General features: G+C 59.9%; 12 protein-coding genes and 2 pseudogenes. 3 read left to right on the plus strand and 11 right to left on the minus strand.

What is annotated here, in order from left to right; genetic code table 11:
* Positions 1-137: 137 nt before the first annotated feature.
* From AAEZ08_RS01260 to AAEZ08_RS01285, 6 genes and pseudogenes are all read right to left on the minus strand, one after another.
* A pseudogene (locus tag AAEZ08_RS01260) lies at positions 138-296 on the minus strand (DUF736 domain-containing protein); the annotation flags it as partial.
* A 342-nt stretch (positions 297-638) separates the two neighbouring features.
* The gene (locus AAEZ08_RS01265) at positions 639-2045 is read right to left on the minus strand and encodes a hypothetical protein (protein WP_102819676.1); all 1407 of its coding nucleotides are present in this window, start codon (positions 2043-2045) and stop codon (positions 639-641) included.
* Between the two features lie 456 nt (positions 2046-2501).
* Positions 2502-3347 carry a methyl-accepting chemotaxis protein gene (locus tag AAEZ08_RS01270; RefSeq protein WP_500123686.1) on the minus strand — a complete coding sequence of 282 codons (846 nt, stop codon included), beginning with the start codon at positions 3345-3347 and terminating at the stop codon, positions 2502-2504.
* 15 nt (positions 3348-3362) lie between these two features.
* Positions 3363-4610, minus strand: a pseudogene (locus AAEZ08_RS01275) (cache domain-containing protein); the annotation flags it as partial.
* Between the two features lie 68 nt (positions 4611-4678).
* Complete coding sequence (locus AAEZ08_RS01280; protein ID WP_256054160.1) at positions 4679-5116, minus strand: response regulator; 438 nt, start codon at positions 5114-5116, stop codon at positions 4679-4681.
* A gap of 42 nt (positions 5117-5158) precedes the next feature.
* A complete protein-coding gene (locus AAEZ08_RS01285) occupies positions 5159-6967 on the minus strand; it encodes an MHYT domain-containing protein (RefSeq protein WP_500123578.1) in 1809 nt (602 codons plus the stop codon).
* A gap of 248 nt (positions 6968-7215) precedes the next feature.
* On the opposite strand from AAEZ08_RS01285, the gene AAEZ08_RS01290 reads away from it, so the two are divergent.
* From AAEZ08_RS01290 to AAEZ08_RS01300, 3 genes are all read left to right on the plus strand, one after another.
* Positions 7216-7911: a response regulator transcription factor gene (locus AAEZ08_RS01290; RefSeq protein ID WP_003284314.1), complete on the plus strand. Its 696-nt coding sequence runs from the start codon at positions 7216-7218 to the stop codon at positions 7909-7911.
* Positions 7908-9248 (plus strand): sensor histidine kinase, encoded by a 1341-nt coding sequence (locus AAEZ08_RS01295; protein ID WP_058064508.1) that lies wholly within the window; start codon positions 7908-7910, stop codon positions 9246-9248. The genes AAEZ08_RS01290 and AAEZ08_RS01295 overlap by 4 nt, the downstream gene beginning before the upstream one ends.
* 85 nt (positions 9249-9333) lie before the next feature.
* Positions 9334-11289 (plus strand): TonB-dependent receptor domain-containing protein, encoded by a 1956-nt coding sequence (locus AAEZ08_RS01300; RefSeq protein ID WP_500123579.1) that lies wholly within the window; start codon positions 9334-9336, stop codon positions 11287-11289.
* Positions 11290-11501: 212 nt separating this feature from the next.
* Here AAEZ08_RS01300 and AAEZ08_RS01305 read toward each other — a convergent pair whose 3' ends face one another.
* The 5 genes from AAEZ08_RS01305 to AAEZ08_RS01325 all read right to left on the minus strand — a co-directional run bounded on the left by AAEZ08_RS01305 (position 11502) and on the right by AAEZ08_RS01325 (position 18494).
* A complete protein-coding gene (locus AAEZ08_RS01305; RefSeq protein WP_003284317.1) occupies positions 11502-11822 on the minus strand; it encodes a DUF2149 domain-containing protein in 321 nt (106 codons plus the stop codon).
* Complete coding sequence (locus AAEZ08_RS01310) at positions 11822-12298, minus strand: MotA/TolQ/ExbB proton channel family protein (RefSeq protein WP_058064506.1); 477 nt, start codon at positions 12296-12298, stop codon at positions 11822-11824. Before AAEZ08_RS01310 ends, AAEZ08_RS01305 begins: the two co-directional genes overlap by 1 nt.
* Positions 12295-16197, minus strand: coding sequence for a cobaltochelatase subunit CobN (gene cobN / locus AAEZ08_RS01315; protein ID WP_500123580.1), 3903 nt, complete (start codon positions 16195-16197; stop codon positions 12295-12297). The genes AAEZ08_RS01310 and cobN overlap by 4 nt, the downstream gene beginning before the upstream one ends.
* Position 16198: 1 nt before the next feature.
* The gene (locus tag AAEZ08_RS01320; RefSeq protein ID WP_500123581.1) at positions 16199-18160 is read right to left on the minus strand and encodes a TonB-dependent receptor domain-containing protein; all 1962 of its coding nucleotides are present in this window, start codon (positions 18158-18160) and stop codon (positions 16199-16201) included.
* A gap of 76 nt (positions 18161-18236) precedes the next feature.
* Positions 18237-18494, minus strand: coding sequence for a type B 50S ribosomal protein L31 (locus tag AAEZ08_RS01325; protein ID WP_058064503.1), 258 nt, complete (start codon positions 18492-18494; stop codon positions 18237-18239).
* Positions 18495-18912 lie beyond the last annotated feature (418 nt).

Consider the following 18912-nt stretch of genomic DNA (forward strand, 5'->3'; position numbering starts at 1 on the left):
GCCCAATGCTCCTCACTAGTTTGTGGAGAGCAAGCAGTGCGGGTCGTTACACCCCGCGCAAACCGTAGCGCACATGGCCCAGCGCATGCGGAACTGGCTCACAAAAAAGCGCCCTGGATTGCCAGGGCGCCTTGCCGTCATTCGGTCTTGCTTCGGCTCCACATCAGTACGTGAGAGCCTTCGGATTCCTCCAGCAGTCGTGCGTATACGGTGGCGGGGAAAGCCGGATCATCGAGCGTGACCGACAGGTAGGGGCGATCGTTCTGGCTGAGCTTCTTCCAGGCGGCCCCGATCTCGATGCTCAAGACGGCCGTTCGATCACGCGCACTTGATGCAGGTCGCGACATTGCTTGCGCATCCAGCCGCGGCGGTGCGCGGGATTGGCTACCCGGCGGATGGTGGCGGATCGAATGGGCCGTATCCGAAGTGGCCTTGCTCGATATGCTCCACCACGATCGATGATCCTGCTACCCGCGGGAGCGCTATAGGTTAAAGCGTCGCTTGCAGTGGCCGTCGCAATGCCCAATTCCGGTACGGCACAGGGCGACCGTGATAGGTGCTCGCCGCCGATTTCGCGTTAATGAGCTGAGTCAACGGAGGTGTCCTGGAACCCGGGTAGCCCTTGCGCAGGTCCGCTCTCATCGCCACGGGTGAGTCAGACGGTGCCATATAGAGCGCCGCGCTTGCGGTGGTTCTGGCCAGTGCGGCTTCTTGTTTTCGCATTGCACGATGCCGTTGGTGCCGAGCCTCAAGCGCCAGCGCTGGGCTGATGGAAAATGCTCACCGGGCTTGGTATGCAACAGCAGCAAGTTGTAGTCGTGCTGCTTCTCGATGGGGTGGGCCTGAACCGAGTCAGGGCTATCTCCGTCGTCCGTCCGGACAAACAGCTTGTTGTGATTGGCCTGGATCATCGCACACAGCTGTTCGCAATCCAGCGTGAGCCGCTCCCGGATCTCGTCGTGTTCCAGCGCAGCTTTGTCCAGATTGAGCAGCGCGCGATAGCAGATGATCTGCCGTTCCTCATTGGTGGCCCACTTACCGGAGTGTTCCCGGACCAAGGGCGGCAGATCGGGCAGCTTGCGATAGTCTAGCCAGACCCACTGCTGGGCGAGCAGCTTTCGGGTGTAAGGCATGAGCAGGCGAATCTTCCAGCGCGGCTTACCCTTGCGCAGCCTGCGTGTAATGGCGGTAATCATGTCGTCGCGTAGCAGGTCACGGACGGCGTAAACCAGCGCGATTACCAACAGAAGGGCGAGGGATAGCTTCTCGCTGGCGTCCCGCGCGTTGAACAGGAAGTAGGTGAAGAGCGACATGATCAGCATCGTTGATGCCGCCTTGACCAGCTTGTGGGTGCCGGCCCCCAGTTCCGTGATCTTCGAACGCAGCAGCACCGGGTACTCCAACAGCCGGTGATACAGCGCCATGCGGTTCCATATGCGTGTCGGGGTGCCGTGGAAATCGCTCGTGTACTCGAGTTCCTTACGGTATCTGAATTCCTGGCGCAGAAATTCGGCCACCGCCTGCTTGAGCTCTTCATCAAGGACGGCAAAACCCTCAAGGGTCATGCTTTCCAGCAGAAACTGTTCAGCGTGCCAAGAGAAGTAGATGTCCATCTGGCGGAAGTAGCGCTGCTGGTTGCTCTGCTTCGGGCTGGATTTACGCAAGCGCTGTGCAAAGTTCTGGCTGAGTCGCAGCGCACGCGCAATTGGCTCTGCAACAGCGTCGGAAGCAAGCATTTGCTGGCGCAACCGCTCCATTGAGGCCTGGTATTGAAAGAACCAGGAGCCGTACATGATTTCGTAATGCGGTGAAAGCAGCACAAAAGATTGGTCTGCCTTACTGATGCGGTCCTTCGATGGCATACCGAGCAACCCGAAACTGTGTTTCAGGGTAGTAAAGAAGAAGTGCTCCTCCGACAGGGTCCAGGCCGACAGATTGCTCTCGTGCGGGGTGAACAGATATAGCTCGATCTTGTGCCGTCCAGGCTGCTTCAGTGTGCGGGTCAGCTGCAGGCGGAAATCGCCCTTGCGCTTGAGTGAAAACACGGAACCCCCGATGACAGTTGGACGCGCTCAGGATACCAAGCTTTGTTCGCTACGGGCCCAGACGGGACGGCGCGTTGGCTTCAGGTGCGAGCGTTACGCCATCTTGGTCGGGCACGCTGCTCGTACTAAGACGTCGCGCAGCAACCCGCCAAACGTCTCGCATGATCGCGGAAGAGCGCGTAGGCAGTTGCTGGTGTCAGTTACCGAGCAGGCATTTCGAGCAATGGTTACGGTGGAGCACAAGAGTGCTGGCGTCTAAGCCCAATCGAAACCCGAGCTTACGGGTTCAATAGCGTAAACATAGGCAGGAGCGGTGGGCATTCGGCAGGTTTTACGAGCATGCCCTGAGGAGTGGAGCAGCCGAGTGATCGACGCTCGCTTTTCTGTTAGCGCTCAACCGGGCAGCCTCGGTGAACGTGACAATGCCCCGAAGAGCATTGTCAGGCGATGGCTGTCTCAGCGAACCTTGAATCGATTTACCACGGCGGTAAGGCGCCCGTTTGTGTTGAGCAGCGATTCGGTACTTCGGTCCACGCTCACTCCACTTTCCACCAGTTCGTCGACGACATGCCGCACGGCAACCATGTTTCGGTTGATCTCCTCAGCCACTGCGCTTTGCTCCTCTGCGGCGGTGGCGATCTGCGTACTCAAGTCGTTGATATGAACGACCGAGCTGGTCATCTCGTCTAGCCCGACAGTCACTTGAGCTGTCTTGTCTGCGGTTGCCTGACAGCTGACTTTGGTTTGTTCCATGGCCTGGACCGCCGAACCCACACCCTGCTGCAACCGCTGCAGCGTTTCGTTGATTTCCGAGGTGCTCTGTTGGGTTCGGGCTGCCAAGGCCCTGACCTCGTCGGCGACCACCGCGAAACCACGTCCTTGCTCGCCTGCGCGCGCCGCTTCAATCGCCGCGTTAAGCGCAAGCAGGTTGGTCTGGCCGGCGATATCACCAATTACCCCTAGAACATCATTGATGCGTTGGGCGTCGGCCTCCATAGCCTGCACCTTGGCGGTCGCACTCTCAACTTCGCCTACCAGTGCCCGAACACTGTTTGAAGCATCGTCAACCACTCGTTTGGAGGATGCAGCGTTGTGATTGGCGGTTTGGGTGAATGTGGCCGTTTCGCTGGCACTATGCGCCACGGACTCGGCGGTAGAGCTCATTTCGTTGATCGCGGTGACGGCCTGATCCGTCTCTGACGCATGTCGAGCCAGAGCCTCATTGGTTGTGCGCGACAGCTGTTTGAGCTGGCCAATTTCACTATGGATCTGGGTAGTGGCGTCACTTACATCGATCATCATCTTTTGCAGATAGACGATGAACCCGTTTACCGAACGTGCGACCTGATCGACTTCGTCTTCACCTTTGATGTCGATTCGCTTGGTCAGGTCGGCATCGCCTGCGGACAAAGCATCGATGTTGGCGCGCAGCACTCCGAGCCGCTTCATCAACTGATTGAGAGCAAAGATCATCAGCGCCAGCAGAATCATGACCATCGGAATCTGTAGCGAAGCGAGCGTCTTGAGCATTGCGTCGCTTCGCGCCTCGAGCTGCGCTGTAGGTAGCGCAGCTGCGAGCAGCCATGGTGTGCCCGAGATAGGCGTCAGGAAGAAGCTGAAGTCCTCACCGGATTTGCTTATGTAGTCCCGGCGCTGCAGCTGTTGCGGCTTGCCAAGCAATGCTTGTTGAACAGTAGCGATAAAGGGCGATTGGCTGGAAAGCTCCGACACGTTGCGCAGCACCATGTTGCCGCTCAGCTGCGGCTGGTTGCTGAGGATTTTGCCGTCCGCCTCGACAATCATCACTTCGCCCTGGATCTCTTCCTGCTTCTCGGCAACCAGTCGATTGAAAAAGCCAAGTGTCAGGTCGATTGTCGAGACACCCCAAGCCGAACCGTCCTTGTATATGGTCATGGCGCAGTTGGTGCGTGGTTCCGCACTTGCGTCGTCTTTGTAAGCCGCGGCCCATACGCATTTCCCGCGCGGAGCCTGCATGCCCTCTCTGTGCCAAGGTTGTTCGAAATAGTTCAGGGATTCGGCAGAGTTCCAGTGCGTATTGACGACCAGCTTCCCCGACTGATCTCGATGAAAGAAGGTACTGTGCTTTGCACGCCCCGGCGTTCGGGCCCCTGACAATGGCCAGATTCCGCCGCCGAACACCTTCACGTCACCGTATTGATCGACCAGACCTGGAAGAACCCGGTCAATCTCATCGCTTTCCAGCATGGGAATGGTCTGCGTAATGCTGCGGGCCTGGGCCTCGACCCGCGCCAGTTCCATCCCAATCTGCTCTCCAATTTCACTGACCTGCGACAGCACGATGGATTCACCTGCAGCCATGAGCTGTGGGGCAACGAAGCGCTTGATGCCAAGTATCGTGAGCAGCATGACCAGCAGTACGAAGCCGATGAAGGTGATGGTGTAACGTGCTTTTATGGTGTTGAGAGCGAACATATCTAGTGAGCCTTTAGACAGCCGACCGCTTCGGCGATGAATACGCTGTCGGTTGAGACCCAAGTGACTAATGGAGCGTCGCTGCATCACCCCGCTGAACGTGTGGGGCATACCGGCAACGCCGAACGGCGTCTCTGACGCCTCATCGACGAGCGCCGCGTTCCATGCGACGTAACACGTCAATGTGAAGGATAAAGCTCTACAACCACAGCTGAATCTGGGCGGTCCATGGCCTGGTTCATGGCGTGGACCAATGTGGTTTGGGTAAAGGGCTTGGCCAGGGTGTGGAGCCGGCGGTTGCCCTCGGCCAGGTCTGCATAGCCGCTCACCAGAAGAACCGGCAATCCCGGACGTTCCGTCTGGATGGTTTCGGCCAGCTGAGCGCCAGTCATGCCTGGCATCATGTGGTCGGTCACCAGAATGTCGAAGTTGCCTTGTCGGCGCAGAAGGCTAAGCGCGGCCTCGCCATTGTCGACTGCAGTGACGTGATAACCGAGATCCTCGAGTAGCGCCGATGTGTTTTCTAGCACCAGCAGATCGTCATCCACCACGAGTACCGCCAGCGACACCTTTGATTGCGCACGTGGCATCAGCGTGCCTGGTAGCTCGATTGTCACTGACTCGTCGTGCTTGGTCTGCTGTGCAGCACCCTGCGGCAGTCATAGCTCGATGGTCGTGCCTCTGCCCGGACTGCTCTGGATCTCCAGGCGCCCGCCCGATTGCTCCGCCAGCCCGTGGGCCATGGAAAGGCCTAGGCCAGTGCCTTTGCCTGGTGCCTTGGTGGTGAAGAATGGGTCGGTGGCACGCGAGAGAATCTCCGCTGGCATTCCGCAGCCGTCGTCGCGAACGGTTAGCACGACATAGTCGCGCGGTTCATGTCCGTCGTCCGCGGCCGCCGATCGACACTGACCTTCGACGCAAATGGTGCCGCCGCTGGGCATCGCATCGCGCGCATTGACTACCAGATTGGTCAACACCATTTCGAGCTGGTTTGCGTCGACGAAAGCGGTTGGCAAGTTGAGCGGGAAGCGCATGTCCACCGTTATGTTCGCCTCGACCGAACGCTGCAGCAGTTCGCGCATACCCATCACCAGGTCCGGGAGGTAGACCGAACTGGGTCGAAGTTCCTGCTTACGGGCGAAGGTGAGCAATCTCTGAACCAGACCTGCACCGCGCTGTGTGGCCTGCAGCGCGTTCTCGATCAGGCTGTCGATGCGCACCTCGCCACTCGGAACCCTTTTGCGTAGCAGCTCAAGATTGCCGCCCACCACGGCCAGCAGGTTATTGAAGTCATGTGCGATGCCTCCGGTCAGCTTGCCGACGGCCTCCATCTTCTGCGCCTGACGCAGTGCAGCCTCTGCCTGACGGCGTTCGGTAACATTCACCAGGCCGCCAAGAATGAGTGAGCCTCCCGTGGTGGCTTCGATGCGGGTCGAAGCGAGTACATCAACAAAGACGCCGGCCCTGGCGACCAGGCGATACTCGGCGTTGAGGCACTCGCCCGTTTCGAGCAGCGTTGGCCAATCCTGTTCGAGCATCTGCCTGGCCGATGTTTCCGTCATGAAACTGATCAGCTGACGCCCAATCACATCGTCCCGGCGATACCCGACAAGGGCGAGCCAGGCGTCGCTTACCGACTCCAAGCGCCCGTCACGGTCCAGGGAGTGCAAGGGAAGGGGGGTTTTACTATATAGCTCCCTGAAGCGCTCCTCGCTCAAGCGCAATGCCGACGCCTCACGCTCGCTGAGGATTGCACGACGTCGGTCGTGCATTGAGGCGGCCAGGCCGAAGAACAGGACGATGAAAGTCGAGCCGGATACGGCCGAAGCGAGGGTCACAAGATCGAGGCCACCGCCGGTCGGCGCAGGCATCTCGACATCCATGGGGGTGAAGTGTGCACCGACCATCGCAGCGTAATGCATACCGGCGATGGCAAAGCCCATCGCTACAGCCGATACCCCTTGCAGCAGCGGCCGTGCGCCCTTGGTCGATAACCACAGGGCAACCGTGGAGGCGCCGATCGCGATAGCAAATGAAACCGCGACCCAGGTCCAGTCATAGCTCAAATCGGCGTGAAGGGTCATGGCGGCCATACCCATGCAGTGCATCGCGCCAATACCGAGCCCCATTAACAGGCCACCTACGGCCAGGGTTGCTCCGTTTGAACCTCTGATGCCTACGGCAAAAAAACTGACTGCGGTCACCACCATGGGTACTACAAACGACCAGACCGTCAAACCGAGGTCGTACTGAATCTCCACCCCGGGCATCCCGAACGCCAGCATGCCGATGAAATGCATCGCCCATATGCTGCCCCCCATGCAGGCGGCTGCCGCTGCGAGCCATCCATGCCGCGCCCAGCCTTGGGCGACCCGGTTACGGCTGGCAAGGTCCAGGGCGGTGAAAGATCCGGCAATGGCGATCAGGATGGAGAGGCTGACCAGTGCGATGTTGTAGGTGGTATGCATAGGCGTCCGCTGGCAAAACGTCGACGTTGTTTAGTCTTGCAGAGAGCGCTGGTTGATTCATGAAACTCGACCAATGGCGCAGTACGGAAACCGGCTGAGGCTTCGCTTGAGGCGCAGTTTTTCATCGTGAGTAGGTTTTGGCCATTGGTGGGCCCCATATCCATTTTCGCCGCCCCCCTTTTTTTCGCTTAAACTTGATGAGAATTATTATCACTAAAGCGATCAATCTACACTGACAAGGAGTGGTGATGGGCGGGTATCTGGCGGATGTGCTGGTCATCGAAGACGATCAGGTCCTGAACACTCAGCTGGCTGAGTTGTTGAGCTTGCAAGGATATGCAGTGCGATCCAGTTTGTTGGGTGAAAGTGGGCTGGCAATGGCACTGGCGAGCGCACCGGACCTAGTGCTGTTGGATGTCATGTTGCCCGACATGAATGGACTGTCAGTATTGCGCCGGCTGCGGGAACAGCAGCAAACGCCAGTGATCATGCTAACTGCCTGCGGCGCGGAAGAAGAGCGTATTCGCGGCCTGCGGCATGGTGCGGACGACTACCTGGCCAAGCCTTTCAACCTGACCGAGCTGCAGCTACGCATCGATGCAATCTTACGACGTACTCGCAGCGCTGATCATCGTGTGGCGCCGCCGCCTTCCTTGCAGGTTGATTCGCTGATCCTTGATCGCCACGGTTTACGGGCTTGGGTTGGCGAGCATGATCTGGCGTTGACGCCGCTACAGTTCCGGCTGCTCTGGCAATTCATGCTCCAGCGCGGAGAAGTCCTGAGTAAACCCTACCTCTATCGGGTGGTGCTGGAGCGTGAATACAGCGGCTACGACCGCAGCCTCGATATGCATGTCAGTCGGATCCGGCGCCGGCTGGAAGAGGCTGGCCTGGCTGCCGATCGTTTACAAACGCTTCATGGCCGCGGTTACAGCTTTCAATGAACAGGCGTTTGTTCTGGAAGCTGTGCATGGGTGTGGCGCTGGGCAGCGTAGCGCTGTTCTGGGTCATCGCACGGCTGAGCGGTCAGGCTCAAGAGCAGATGAGTTTCATCGACGCCGAACATCAGCACACGCTGCGCCAGTACGCGCAGCAGGCAGAAGCGCTTTATCAATTGGGCGATGCTCAGGCGTTGCAGGATTGGCTGCGCTCCTTGCAACAGCAGGAGCAGACCTGGGCCGCGATTGTCGAGCCACACCTACATGCGCTGGCAGGCAGTGAGCTGTCCGAGCGGTTTCTCAGTGAATTCAGTTTGGGGCGAGACCCCTCGTGGAAGATCCACCTTTATTTCCAGGACAACCCGATCATGGACGTCCCATTCGCCGATGGGCAGCGACGCTTTCTGATCCAGCTTCCGCAACGCATGCGCCCCGGCCATTATTGGTATCCCGCACGCCTGCTGTTGGAGCTGGTATTGCCACTGGTGCTGCTGGTGATTGGTTGCCTGTTGCTCTATCGCCATCTTATGCAGCCGCTCAATCGCCTGGAACAAGCGACCCGTCGCTTCAGCGAGGGAGACTATGACGCTCGAGCAGGGGTGTTGTTGGGCTCGCGCCGTGACGAGCTGGCAGGGCTGGCCGAGACTTTCGATGCGATGGCCGAGCGAATCGGGGGGTTGATCATTGATCAGCGTCAGCGCCTGGCAGAGATGTCTCATGAGTTGCGTACGCCACTGGCCCGTATCGAGATGGCCGTCAGCCTTGCCGAGCAAGGTGCAGACTCGGCTACGTTGTTGCCGCGTATACGTCAGGACTGCTCGGCGATGCGATGTCTGGTCGAGGATTCGCTAACGCTGAGCTGGCTCGAAACGGAGCGCCCCAGGCTGCGTGACGAGACCCTGGATCTGATCGATCTGCTGGATAGCATTCTCGACGACGCCCGTTTCGAATTCCCGGATCGTCACATCGACACGCAGCTTCCTACGGAGGCCGAACTGGTCGGCAGCTGCCACCGCGCGCTTGGCCAGGCTATCGAGAATATCGTGCGCAATGCGCTCGATCACACGCCGCCCGGCGCAAGCGTGCGCATTCAGTTGCGAACAGAGCCCCAGGCCTATCGTCTGGAAATCATCGATCAGGGCCCTGGGGTGCCGGAGGAGTGGCTCGAGCGCATCTTCCTGCCCTTCGAGCGCCTGAGTGAAGATAGAGCCGGTTACGGCTTGGGGTTGGCACTGGCTCAGCGACAGGTGAGCGCGATTGGCGGGCGGCTGTCTGCGCGCAATGACGAAGAAGGTGGCTTGTGTATGGGGATCTGGCTGCCCCGAGAGGGAAGCGCTGCGTAACAGTTGTAAAAGTGATACTGCTGCAGCACCCCTCCGGCGAGAATGCTGAATACGAAACGTTCGCATTAATTGCCAGGGGTCTTCCATGCAACATTGTCCATGCCCGCGCGCGGTACTCGGGACACTATCGTTCGCCGCGCTTCTGACTGCCGTGCCTTGTCTGGCTCAGCCCTCTGAACCTCTGGAGTTAAGTGGCACCGAGGTTACGGCGCGCCACGTGCAAGATGACAGCGTCGAAACCGAGCAGCTCCAGCATTACCAGGCGGCCGACCTGCAAGATGTGTTCGAGTCCAGCCCGGAGGTCACTGTTGGCGGCGGCCCTGGCGTGGCTCAAAAGCTCTATCTGCGCGGTTTTGAGGATACGTTGCTCAACATCACCATCGACGGTGCCAGCCAGCCGGGGCAGACCTTTCACCACACCGGGCGTATCGGTATCGAACCGGAGCTGCTCAAACGTGCCGAAGTAAGAGCCGGCACGGGCGACGCGACATCGGGTCCCGGTGCCTTGGGCGGCTCGATTCGCTTCGTCACCAAGGATCCGGAGGACCTGTTACGCGAGGGTGAGCGGGCCGGTGCGCTGGTAAAAGGCGGCTATTTCAGCAATGCCGAGGGCTTCAAGAGCAGCACCAGCTTGTTCGGGCGGCTCAACGACGACTGGTCGGCACTGGCAGTGGCAACCTACCAAGATCAAAACGATTACCAGGATGGCAAGGGCCGTGATGTGTTCGGCACGGGGGCGCGGCAGCAGTTGGGTTTCACCAAACTGGTCGGGCGTCTGAGCGATGAGCAGACGCTGCGGTTGTCCTATGAAAAACGCACCGATGAAGGCGAGCGCAGTCAGCGTCCGCAGTGGATTCCTAGCGGCTTCAATCCGCTTTTTCCGCTGGAGACGGAGCGCGAAACCTGGACCTTGAACTACGGCTGGAATCCGCTGAACGATGAGCTGATCGATCTCGAAGTCACGACCTATCACACCTCCACCGAACTGCAGCAGGATGGCCGCTGGGGGCTGTATTTCGGCGACACCACGAGTGAAGGGCTGGATGTACGCAATACGAGTGAGTTTGGCGCTCATCGCCTGGCCTATGGCGTCGACTATCGCGATGATGAGACCAGCCTCGGGCCCGCTGGCGACCGCAATCTGGACGAGGAAAAGGGCAGCGTACTCGGCTTCTACCTCCAGGATAGTTATCAGGTTACCGAGAAGCTGCTGCTCGGCATGGGTGTTCGCTATGACCGTTACCGTCTTGATGATCGGGACGGACAGGATTTCTCCGACGCCGGTTTCAGCCCGAACGTGAATCTGCGCTATCAACTGACGCCGCAACTCGCGCTGCTCGCAGGTCATGCCCAAGCACTGCGTGGCGTACAGGTACGCGATGCGTTCAAGCTCGATGCTGCTGGCAACGACCCTGATCTTGATGCCGAAAAAGCTCGCACCAACGAAGTAGGGCTCGAGTTCCGCGAAGGCGGGCTTGAGCTATCGGGCAAGCTCTACGACACCCGTATCCGCGACGTGATCTATGACCCCAGCGGCCGGCCCAATCTCTACGTGAACGGCGGCACGCTCAGAAGCCAGGGCGTGTTGCTGCAAAGCGCTTATCACTGGCAGCAACTGAGCATTGGACTGAGCTACCACCATAACGACATCGAGCTCGATGGCGATGATCTGAATGTCTACGAGCACAACGGTCTGGGCACGACGCTTGGCGACACATGGATAGGCTTTGCTGACTACCGGGCCAATGATGCGCTGAGTTTCGGTTGGCAGGGCCGTTTCGTGACGTCCGTGGACTCGCTGCGCACTGGCGTCGGTTCGCTGGATAAGCCTGGCTACGGCGTACACGATCTCTATGCCCAGTGGTCTGCGCTACCCAATGATCGGCTGGTGTTGAACCTGACACTGAAGAACATTCTCGACAAACAGTACCTGGACCACGCCAATAACGAGGATTTCGAACACATCCCGGGCTATGAAGGTGTGCGTGGCAGTTACGAGCCTGGCCGCGAGCTGCGCCTTGGTGTCGCGTTGCGGATCTGAATGTATGCGTGAAGGCGTGCGGTCGGATGACGACGATTGCGCGTGTTCCGGCAGCTCGCGGGGCTAGCGGGTGCCTCGCGGGCTGCAGTTGAAGCGCTCTCGGCACAGGCGCCACCGGTCATTCAGGCCGACACGCCGGCCACTTCTGGGTTATCCCGCGGATGTGCCCCTGCCGATCTCACAGCGAAGCGAAAGAGCTCGTCAGGGATGCGTCAGGGCAGGCTCGCTGCTTCGGGTACATAGATCATTCTTCCGTCGTTCAGTCGGTAGGTGATGCCGGCTTTGGCTCCCTGGCCTTCGCCGATTTCCCCGCTGGATTCGTACTGAGTCAGTTCCTGCCCGTCCTTGATCAGCATGCGCATGTTCGCTTCGCCGGGGTTCTCAATCACCATGACCTTGTCCTGGCTGAATGGGTTGAGCGGGTTTTGCACGATGACGATAAGCAGAATGCCGATTACCACCAGAAACAGATCGATCAGATTCACCACCGAAAGCAGCGGATCATCGTCGTCTTCATGGTCAAGAAAACGCATCAGTGCTGCTCCACGGCGCGCTCGATGGCGCGTAACTCCTGCAATAGCCAGCGTCGCCGCACGGTAAGCACGTAGAAGCTGATGCTGGAGGCAACGAGCGCGAGAATCACGGCGGAAAAGGCTACTACAAGGTTATCGCCGATTCCCTTGGCATCGCTTTCGGTGAGGGCGAGCAGGGCAGGTCCCATGGGGATCATGGTGGCGACAAGGCCCAGCATCGGTGCGCTGCGCGAGGTCACGCGCAGCCATTCCAGGCGTTGCATGATCCATAGTTCGAGGTCATCACTGGTGCCGCCATGCAGTGCCTGTTGCGCTGCGAGTACCGATCGGTATCGACCGCTTCGGCGTTGCAAGGCCTCCATGGCAAAGCTGCCCAGTGCAACAAAGGCGTACGCCAGCGCAGCGAGGATCAGCAGCAAAACGGGCACCAAGAAGATGCGGGTGAGTTCGTAGAGACTGGTTTCAAGAGCGTTCATTGGATTCGTTCGGTCAGAGTGATGGCCAGACGTCGGTTAGCGAACGCTTGACGCATTGCGCCAAGCAGCAGGCAGACGAGCAGGGCGGCAATACCAAGGGCGATTCGCCATGGGTTGGGCGCTTCGGTCGGTTGTTCGGCGACTTCCTGCATGACCTGCCCGCGTACGGTTTCGCCTGCCATGGTGGCGTCAGAAGCGGGTGTGGCCGGCGAAGGTTGTGACACATCGAGAGCCAGCCCATACCCGACGGCCATCTGTTCGATGAATTCACGGGTGATCGCCTCGCCTGTGTCGGCGCCGTGATCGCGGGTCAACACCTGCCAACGCTCGGTCAGCTCGCGGCGGGTGTCCTCGGACGCGTCCCAGTAGCCTTTGCGGATCGCCTCGACCATGCGTTCGATGAGCTGCGCCTGGGCGGTGGAGTTGTGTTCCTCGAACCATTGGCTCAGGCCGAGCTCGTGTCTGTCGGTGACGAAGGTGTCGTGCAGGGCCTGCCACTGATCGGCACGAACCAGGCTGCGGTCAGCTGCCTGCCAACCCCATAGGTTGTTGGCCACGTTCAGCACCTCCAGCGTGCCGGCGTAGCCCTCTTGTTGCATGGCCGTGATCCATTGCGGGTTCAGGTAGCGACTGCGCAGCTCTCGGGCGAGATAACTCGCCGCCCCAGTAGTCCGCGGTTCGCTTTTGCGTAGATCAGAGATATAGAGCGATGGGCTGGTGCCGTCGAGATGACGGATCGCCAGAGACAGCCCGCCGAGAAACTCGAATGGATGATCCGTAGAAAGCACGCCATTCAGCTCGCTGGATCGGGCCATCACTGCCGCCTGGACACCCTTGAGTTGCTCAGCGAACAGGTTCTGACCGTCAATCTTTTCTCCCCAGCTCCTGGTGCCATAGCCATATTGCAGTCGTGAGAGGAATTGGTCGGCGAGCTGCGCCTCATCTTCCCATCGGGTCGAGTCAAGGGTGAGTTGAGATACGCCGGTACCGTAATCGCCAGGCTCATTGCCAAACAGCCGTAGCTGAGACAGTTGTTCTGCGCTATCGGCATCGACGCCCTGGTCGCTTAGCCGTTGGGCCAGGGCTCTGCTATTGCTGGCCAGTACGTTGCCAGGCTCGTCGAGCGCCGCGAGCTGTTCAACCACATCGGCGAGCAAGCGCATGAAACCATCGAACTGGTCGCGATAAACGCTGGTGACCTGTACGACGACATCGATGCGCGGCCTGCCAAGTTCCGCTGCCGGAATAATCTGCAGCGCACGCACGCGTCCCCCGGTGTCCCAGACCGGCCGTACTCCCAGGGCATACAGGATCTGACTTTCGAGGACGCCGAGATGGCGCATGGCTTCCGACGACCACAGACTGAAGGCAAGCTTTTGCGGCGTCTCGCCTTCGTGTTCCTTCCGGTAGCTCGCAAGCAGCTGCTCCAATGCCTTGCCGCCGGCCTCGTATGCTGTACGGGTCGGTAGTTTGTCTGCTTCAAACGCGTACAGGTTGCGCCCGCTTGGTACGTCTGGGTTGCGTACCGGGTCGCCGCCGGGGCCGGGGGCAATGAAGCCGCCGGCCAGGCCGGCCAGCAGTGCTTCGATTTCACCCGTCTCGGCCAGATTGGCGTCCAGATCGATTGCTCGCACGATTTGTTCGCGCAGACCTGGGTCATTGATCGAACCAGCTTGTTCGCCATTCCGAAGAAAGCGTTGCAGGGTGCGGTAGGGCAGACTCTTTTGCAGACCTGTGAAGTCTTCGGCCAGCGGTTCATCTTCGCTCAGCTTCAGCGCCTGCAGAAACGGCGGTCCCAGCTGCTGTAGCACTGTGGCCAGGCGGTGCTCTGGCGACGCCGCTTCGCCAAAGGTGTGTAGGCCCAGTGGCACATTCGCCTCGGCCATGTCGTGCAATCTATCGTGCAGCGCCTGAAGGAAGCCGTCTGGCTCGGTGTGCGTTCGCTCTTCGTTCCAGCCCAGATCATCGAGCATTCGACTTTGCAGCGCTAGCTGCCGGATACGCTCGACAGTGGCGTCGCGTACCGCGCCCTGATCGAGTTGCTGGTATTCGTGAATCAGTGCGTGCAGCTCTCGCAGCTCGTCGTAAAGACCGGCTGGGGCGAAAGGCGGCGTTTGGTGACTGATGATCACCGCACGACCGCGACGACGTGCCTGAATCGCCTCGCCGATATTGTCCTGAATATAGGGGTAGAACACTCGCAGGTCGCCTAGCGCCAGGAAGGGGTAGTCGCCGGCCGCCAGCCCTTTATCCTTGCCGGGCAACCACTCCTGGGTCCCGTGAGTGCCAAAGTGGATCAGTGCGTCGGCCTTGAAGCCGACTCGCAGCGCCTGATAAGCCGCCAGATAGAGGTGGTCCGGTGGGATCTTGCTGTCGTGATAAGCCTCGCCCGGGCGGCCGGCCCGCGGCGGTTGCGGTAGCAGCAATAACTTACCGAGGCGCGCGGCCGGAATCACGAAGTGCAGTGCTCCATCGATCTCGCGCAATGCCCAATGTGCCGCGGGATCACCCCAGCGCTCGTTCAGCGCGTGGCGGTCATGTTCGGGTAGGGTTGCCAGCCAGCGTTGGTATTGGTCCAACGACAACGTCAAGGCGATGCCGTCAGCTAGCAATGTATCCAGTGTTTCTGGGCGGTAGTAACCGCCGAGCAAGCGCTGCGCGGTTTCGATCAGCTCGTTTTCATCGCTGGGCAGCACGTCATAACCGGTTTGGCGCAATGCCAAGGAGAGCCGCGCCAAGCTGCGCGGCACGTTCAGGTTTGATGCGGAAATGTTCTTTGCACCGTCGGGGTGGTTCCAGAACATCACGGCCAGATGCTTTTCGGCTGGAGTCAGCCGGCGAAGACGAGACAGGCTGGCGACCTTGCCGAGTAGGGCCTCGAGCTGCTCCGGGATCGGCGTAGGCTCGCCATTCTCGATAGCGGCGATCACCAGTGGATCGGTCATGCCCCAGCTTTCCGGTACGGTCAGCATCGTCGCGGCGGTACGTGGCGTTACCCCGCTACTGGAGGCTCGCCAATGTGCCCGGTCCCCCTCGCGCCAGGTGAGAGTCGATAACACGGGGATGCCTAGCGCCAGGAATTCCGCCTGTCGAGCTGTACCGTTCTGCATGTGCTGCAGGTTGACCAATATCTCACTGCGAGCCGGCACGAGAACCTTGCTAAGCGCTTGTGGGTCTTTGTCATCCACCCAGAATGCCAACGGTGCCTGACCACGGGCCTCGCTACGGCGGATGAGCTCATCGATCAGCTGAAGTTGGCCGTCGACCAGCGCACCGCGATGGATCGCGAACGCTACCCGCGGTGCCTGGGGCGCCCAGCGTTCGGCGCCCCAGGCTAGATAATCGTCCAGAACTTCGAATGGGCCAGGTGCATCAGGATGGTGGAAACCCGTGCTGGCGAGCTCGGTCGGGGGCGCAATGGATTCATTTTCAGCTCCGTCGTGCCGGGCGCGAAGGTAAGCGAACAGGTTTCGCAGGTTTTGCTCGCCGCCGTTTTCGTAGTATCCGATCAGCAGCCTCGCCTCGGCGGCGGGCAAGTTACCGGACGCGGGGGCGCCACCGCCTACGCGTATCCACGGTGTAGTATTCGCGCTGAGTCGGTCGCCGAGAGCCTGCTGAACGGCGCTTAGGTCGGCGGGCCTAGGCGTATCCAGGATCAGTAGGGCAGCAGTTTCGTCCAGCCCCTTAGCGAAGGCGGCAGAGGATACCCGCGTACTACTCAGCGTAACGCCCGATTCGTTCGCCCAGCTGGCAAGCCGATCGAGCTTGCCTTGCAGCACGAAGTCGGTTGTCACGACCTGTACCCGAAGCGCCCCCGACTGCGCTGGCTCGGCAAAGGCAAGCGCACCCCAGCCGGCCAGCGCCAGGATGAGCAGGCTGGTTTGGATCAGGCAGTGCATATCAGAAACTCAGATTCACGCCGACGTGGTAAGTCCGGCCGGGTTCGGCGAAGCCGAAATTGTCGGACACATCGCTGAAGTCTTCGTCAGTGAGGTTTTCGATGCCGCCTCGAATGCTGAGATTTTCGGTGATGCGCTGGGTCAGTTCCAGGTGCCACAGGCTGTAGGCCGGCACTGCATAGGCGGTATTGCTGGAGTAGGTCAGCTGGCTGCCTACGTATTCGCCACGCAGTTGCCCGGTAAAGCGGGCGTTCGGTGTCCATTGCATTCGAGTGTTGGCCAGATGCCGAGCGCGATCACCCAGCCTGCGGTCGCCGCTACGGTCGATGGCGTCCAGATAGGTGTAGTTCAGATCCCAGCGCAGGTTGGCTGGTAGATCCAGGCCGCCACCCAGCTCGAGGCCGCGAATACGCGCCTTGTCGACGTTATCGTAGTTGCGTATCTCGCGGCCACGTTGGCCACAGATCGCCACGCACACGGTCTGGATCAGGCCGCGAACGTTGTTCTGGAACAGCCCAGCATTCAGCGACCAGCCGTTCGCCTGGTAGTCTGCGCTGAGCTCATAGGTGGTGTTCGTTTCGGGTTCGAGGTCTGGATTCCCGAAAATAGTGAACATTCCGCCGCCGCCAACGGCCGAATAGCCTGGCGACAGCTGCTTGAGCGATGGCGCCTTGAAGCCGCGGCCGCCGCCACCCTTGATCGTCAGTTCATCGTTGACGTGATGGACGAGGTAGGCGCGCGGGCTGTTGTGCCAGCCATATTCCTCGTGGCGGTCAAAACGATTCCCCAGTACCAGCGACCAGGAAGGATCGAACTCGATTTCGTCCTGCAGAAACAACGCGCGATGAATGATGCTCGCATCGCCGGTAGCGAATCCTCCGTCCTCCAGTTGCTCGTTGCGCCATTCGCCACCGAGCGTCACCAGGTGCATGTCGGCCACCGGCATACTCAGGCTGCCGTCGACGATATCGTCGGTGAGTTCCTGGCGCGGCGAAGTGGGAATGACATCGTTGGTAAAACGGTTGTTACGCTCCAGGGTGTTGCGATAGGCGCGAAGCGAGCTGGCGCCCCACGACCAATCACCACTATGGGCGATGGAGAATCGTTCGCGCTCGATGCGATCGCTGGACTCGTAGTCGACAGGCCTAGCACCTGCACGGCGCGTATTGCGCCAGCGATCTTCCAGCCCGTTGGCGTAGGTTAGGTCGATTCGCTGAGCGGCGTCTGGCGTCCAGCTCAGAGAGACGCTGCCGCTATGGGCATCACGGCCTTCGATTTCCGACAGGGCTGCATCACGATGTAGGGGCGTTTCCTGCCGTCGCCGCGTCTCGCCGCTCAGTGACAGGCCCAGCACATCAGGTATCAGCGGGCCGCCGGTATACACACCCAGCTGGTGCGTCTGGCCGCCCCGATCATCCTCGCGCACGCCACCATTGAGCTGTGCCGCACCATGCCAGGCGTCCGTGCTGCGACGGGTAATGACGTTGACCACACCACCAAGCGCCTCGGAACCGTAGAGCGAGGACATCGGCCCGCGTATCACCTCGATTCGCTCGATGGCCTCCACCGGAACCCAGCCTAGATCGAAATCGGCATGGGCGACGGCGCCGCCGGCGGTATTGATGCGCTGTCCATTCACCAGCACCAACGTGTGCTCGCTCCCCATGCCGCGAATGCTCACACCGCGGCGAGTCATGCCGATGCCGGTGAATTGCAAACCTGGCGTGCCACGCAGGGCATCCTCCAGATCTTGAACCGGGCGTAGGGTCAATTCGTCGTGAGTGATGACGGTAACGCTCGCCGGCGCATCGTTCAGCTGACGCACCGTAGAGGTTGCAGTGACGACGGTGGGCTCCAGATGCAGCGCGTTGTCGGCGCCCAGCGCTGCCAAAGGCAGGCAAGCCAGCACGGAGAAAAGTCGAGCTGGGGAGCAAAGATCAGGAGTGCTGAAACGGCGGGACATCTAATCATCTTCCTTGGCTGATTGGGTGTAGCGATGCAAGCCGCACCGGCAGGGCGACTTTGCATCCGAGGGTGCATCAGTTCTTTTTCGCGAAACCGGCGAAGCGCTTGTTGAAGCCGGCAATGCGGCCTTCGGTGGTGGTTTTGCGCTGTTTGCCCGTGTAGATCGGGTGCGACGCACTGGAAACATCGAGCGCGATATACGGGTAGGTATTGCCGTCCGTGTGCTGCTGGGTGCGATTGGTGTCGGCGGTCGAACCGATCAGAAAAAAGACGTCCGCCGCGGTGTCGTGAAACAGCACTGGGCGGTAGTCGGGATGGATACCTGGTTTCATGAGTCCGTCCTTTCAGGAAGTACAATGTCGATATCAGAAACACGTTATAACATAACGACAATGAGGCGAGCGAGACCCCACTGGTGCTTAGCTGGGTGAAGCAGGGTAGGTATCGGAAAGGTAGCCTTGCCGCAAACCCATACGCATGTCGGGTGTAGTGGTGGGTGACTGAATGCGATATCGCGATGAGCGATCAGACGTTCTGCTCGTGATGCTCACTGCTCGACAGATTGGCAGTCAGCAGACGCATGCGTCAGGTCAGGTCAGGTCAGGTCAGGTTACATATTGCGGATGTAGGTAATTGCGGAGTGGGGCGCGGTTCTGGATGAGCCCTGCAATCTCACCAGAAGCACCGCGATGACATTCCGGTTATCCCATTTGAAACAGGGGGCGCCTAGGTAATTCCTTCAGGCTTATC

Origin of the sequence: Pseudomonas sp. E45-MNA-CIBAN-0222 (assembly GCF_040310405.1) — a bacterium.
Taxonomy (GTDB): Bacteria; Pseudomonadota; Gammaproteobacteria; order Pseudomonadales; family Pseudomonadaceae; genus Stutzerimonas; species Stutzerimonas stutzeri_AC.

Coding starts and splice junctions, on each gene's coding strand:
- AAEZ08_RS01295 (WP_058064508.1), top strand. CDS start 7,908: ATGAACAGGCGTTTGTTCTGGAAGCTGTGCATGGGTGTGGCGCTGGGC.
- AAEZ08_RS01270 (WP_500123686.1), bottom strand. CDS start 3,347: ATGATGATCGATGTAAGTGACGCCACTACCCAGATCCATAGTGAAATT.
- AAEZ08_RS01310 (WP_058064506.1), bottom strand. CDS start 12,298: ATGAACGCTCTTGAAACCAGTCTCTACGAACTCACCCGCATCTTCTTG.
- cobN (WP_500123580.1), bottom strand. CDS start 16,197: ATGCACTGCCTGATCCAAACCAGCCTGCTCATCCTGGCGCTGGCCGGC.
- AAEZ08_RS01300 (WP_500123579.1), top strand. CDS start 9,334: ATGCAACATTGTCCATGCCCGCGCGCGGTACTCGGGACACTATCGTTC.
- AAEZ08_RS01305 (WP_003284317.1), bottom strand. CDS start 11,822: ATGCGTTTTCTTGACCATGAAGACGACGATGATCCGCTGCTTTCGGTG.
- AAEZ08_RS01290 (WP_003284314.1), top strand. CDS start 7,216: ATGGGCGGGTATCTGGCGGATGTGCTGGTCATCGAAGACGATCAGGTC.
- AAEZ08_RS01325 (WP_058064503.1), bottom strand. CDS start 18,494: ATGAAACCAGGTATCCATCCCGACTACCGCCCAGTGCTGTTTCACGAC.
- AAEZ08_RS01285 (WP_500123578.1), bottom strand. CDS start 6,967: ATGCATACCACCTACAACATCGCACTGGTCAGCCTCTCCATCCTGATC.
- AAEZ08_RS01320 (WP_500123581.1), bottom strand. CDS start 18,160: ATGTCCCGCCGTTTCAGCACTCCTGATCTTTGCTCCCCAGCTCGACTT.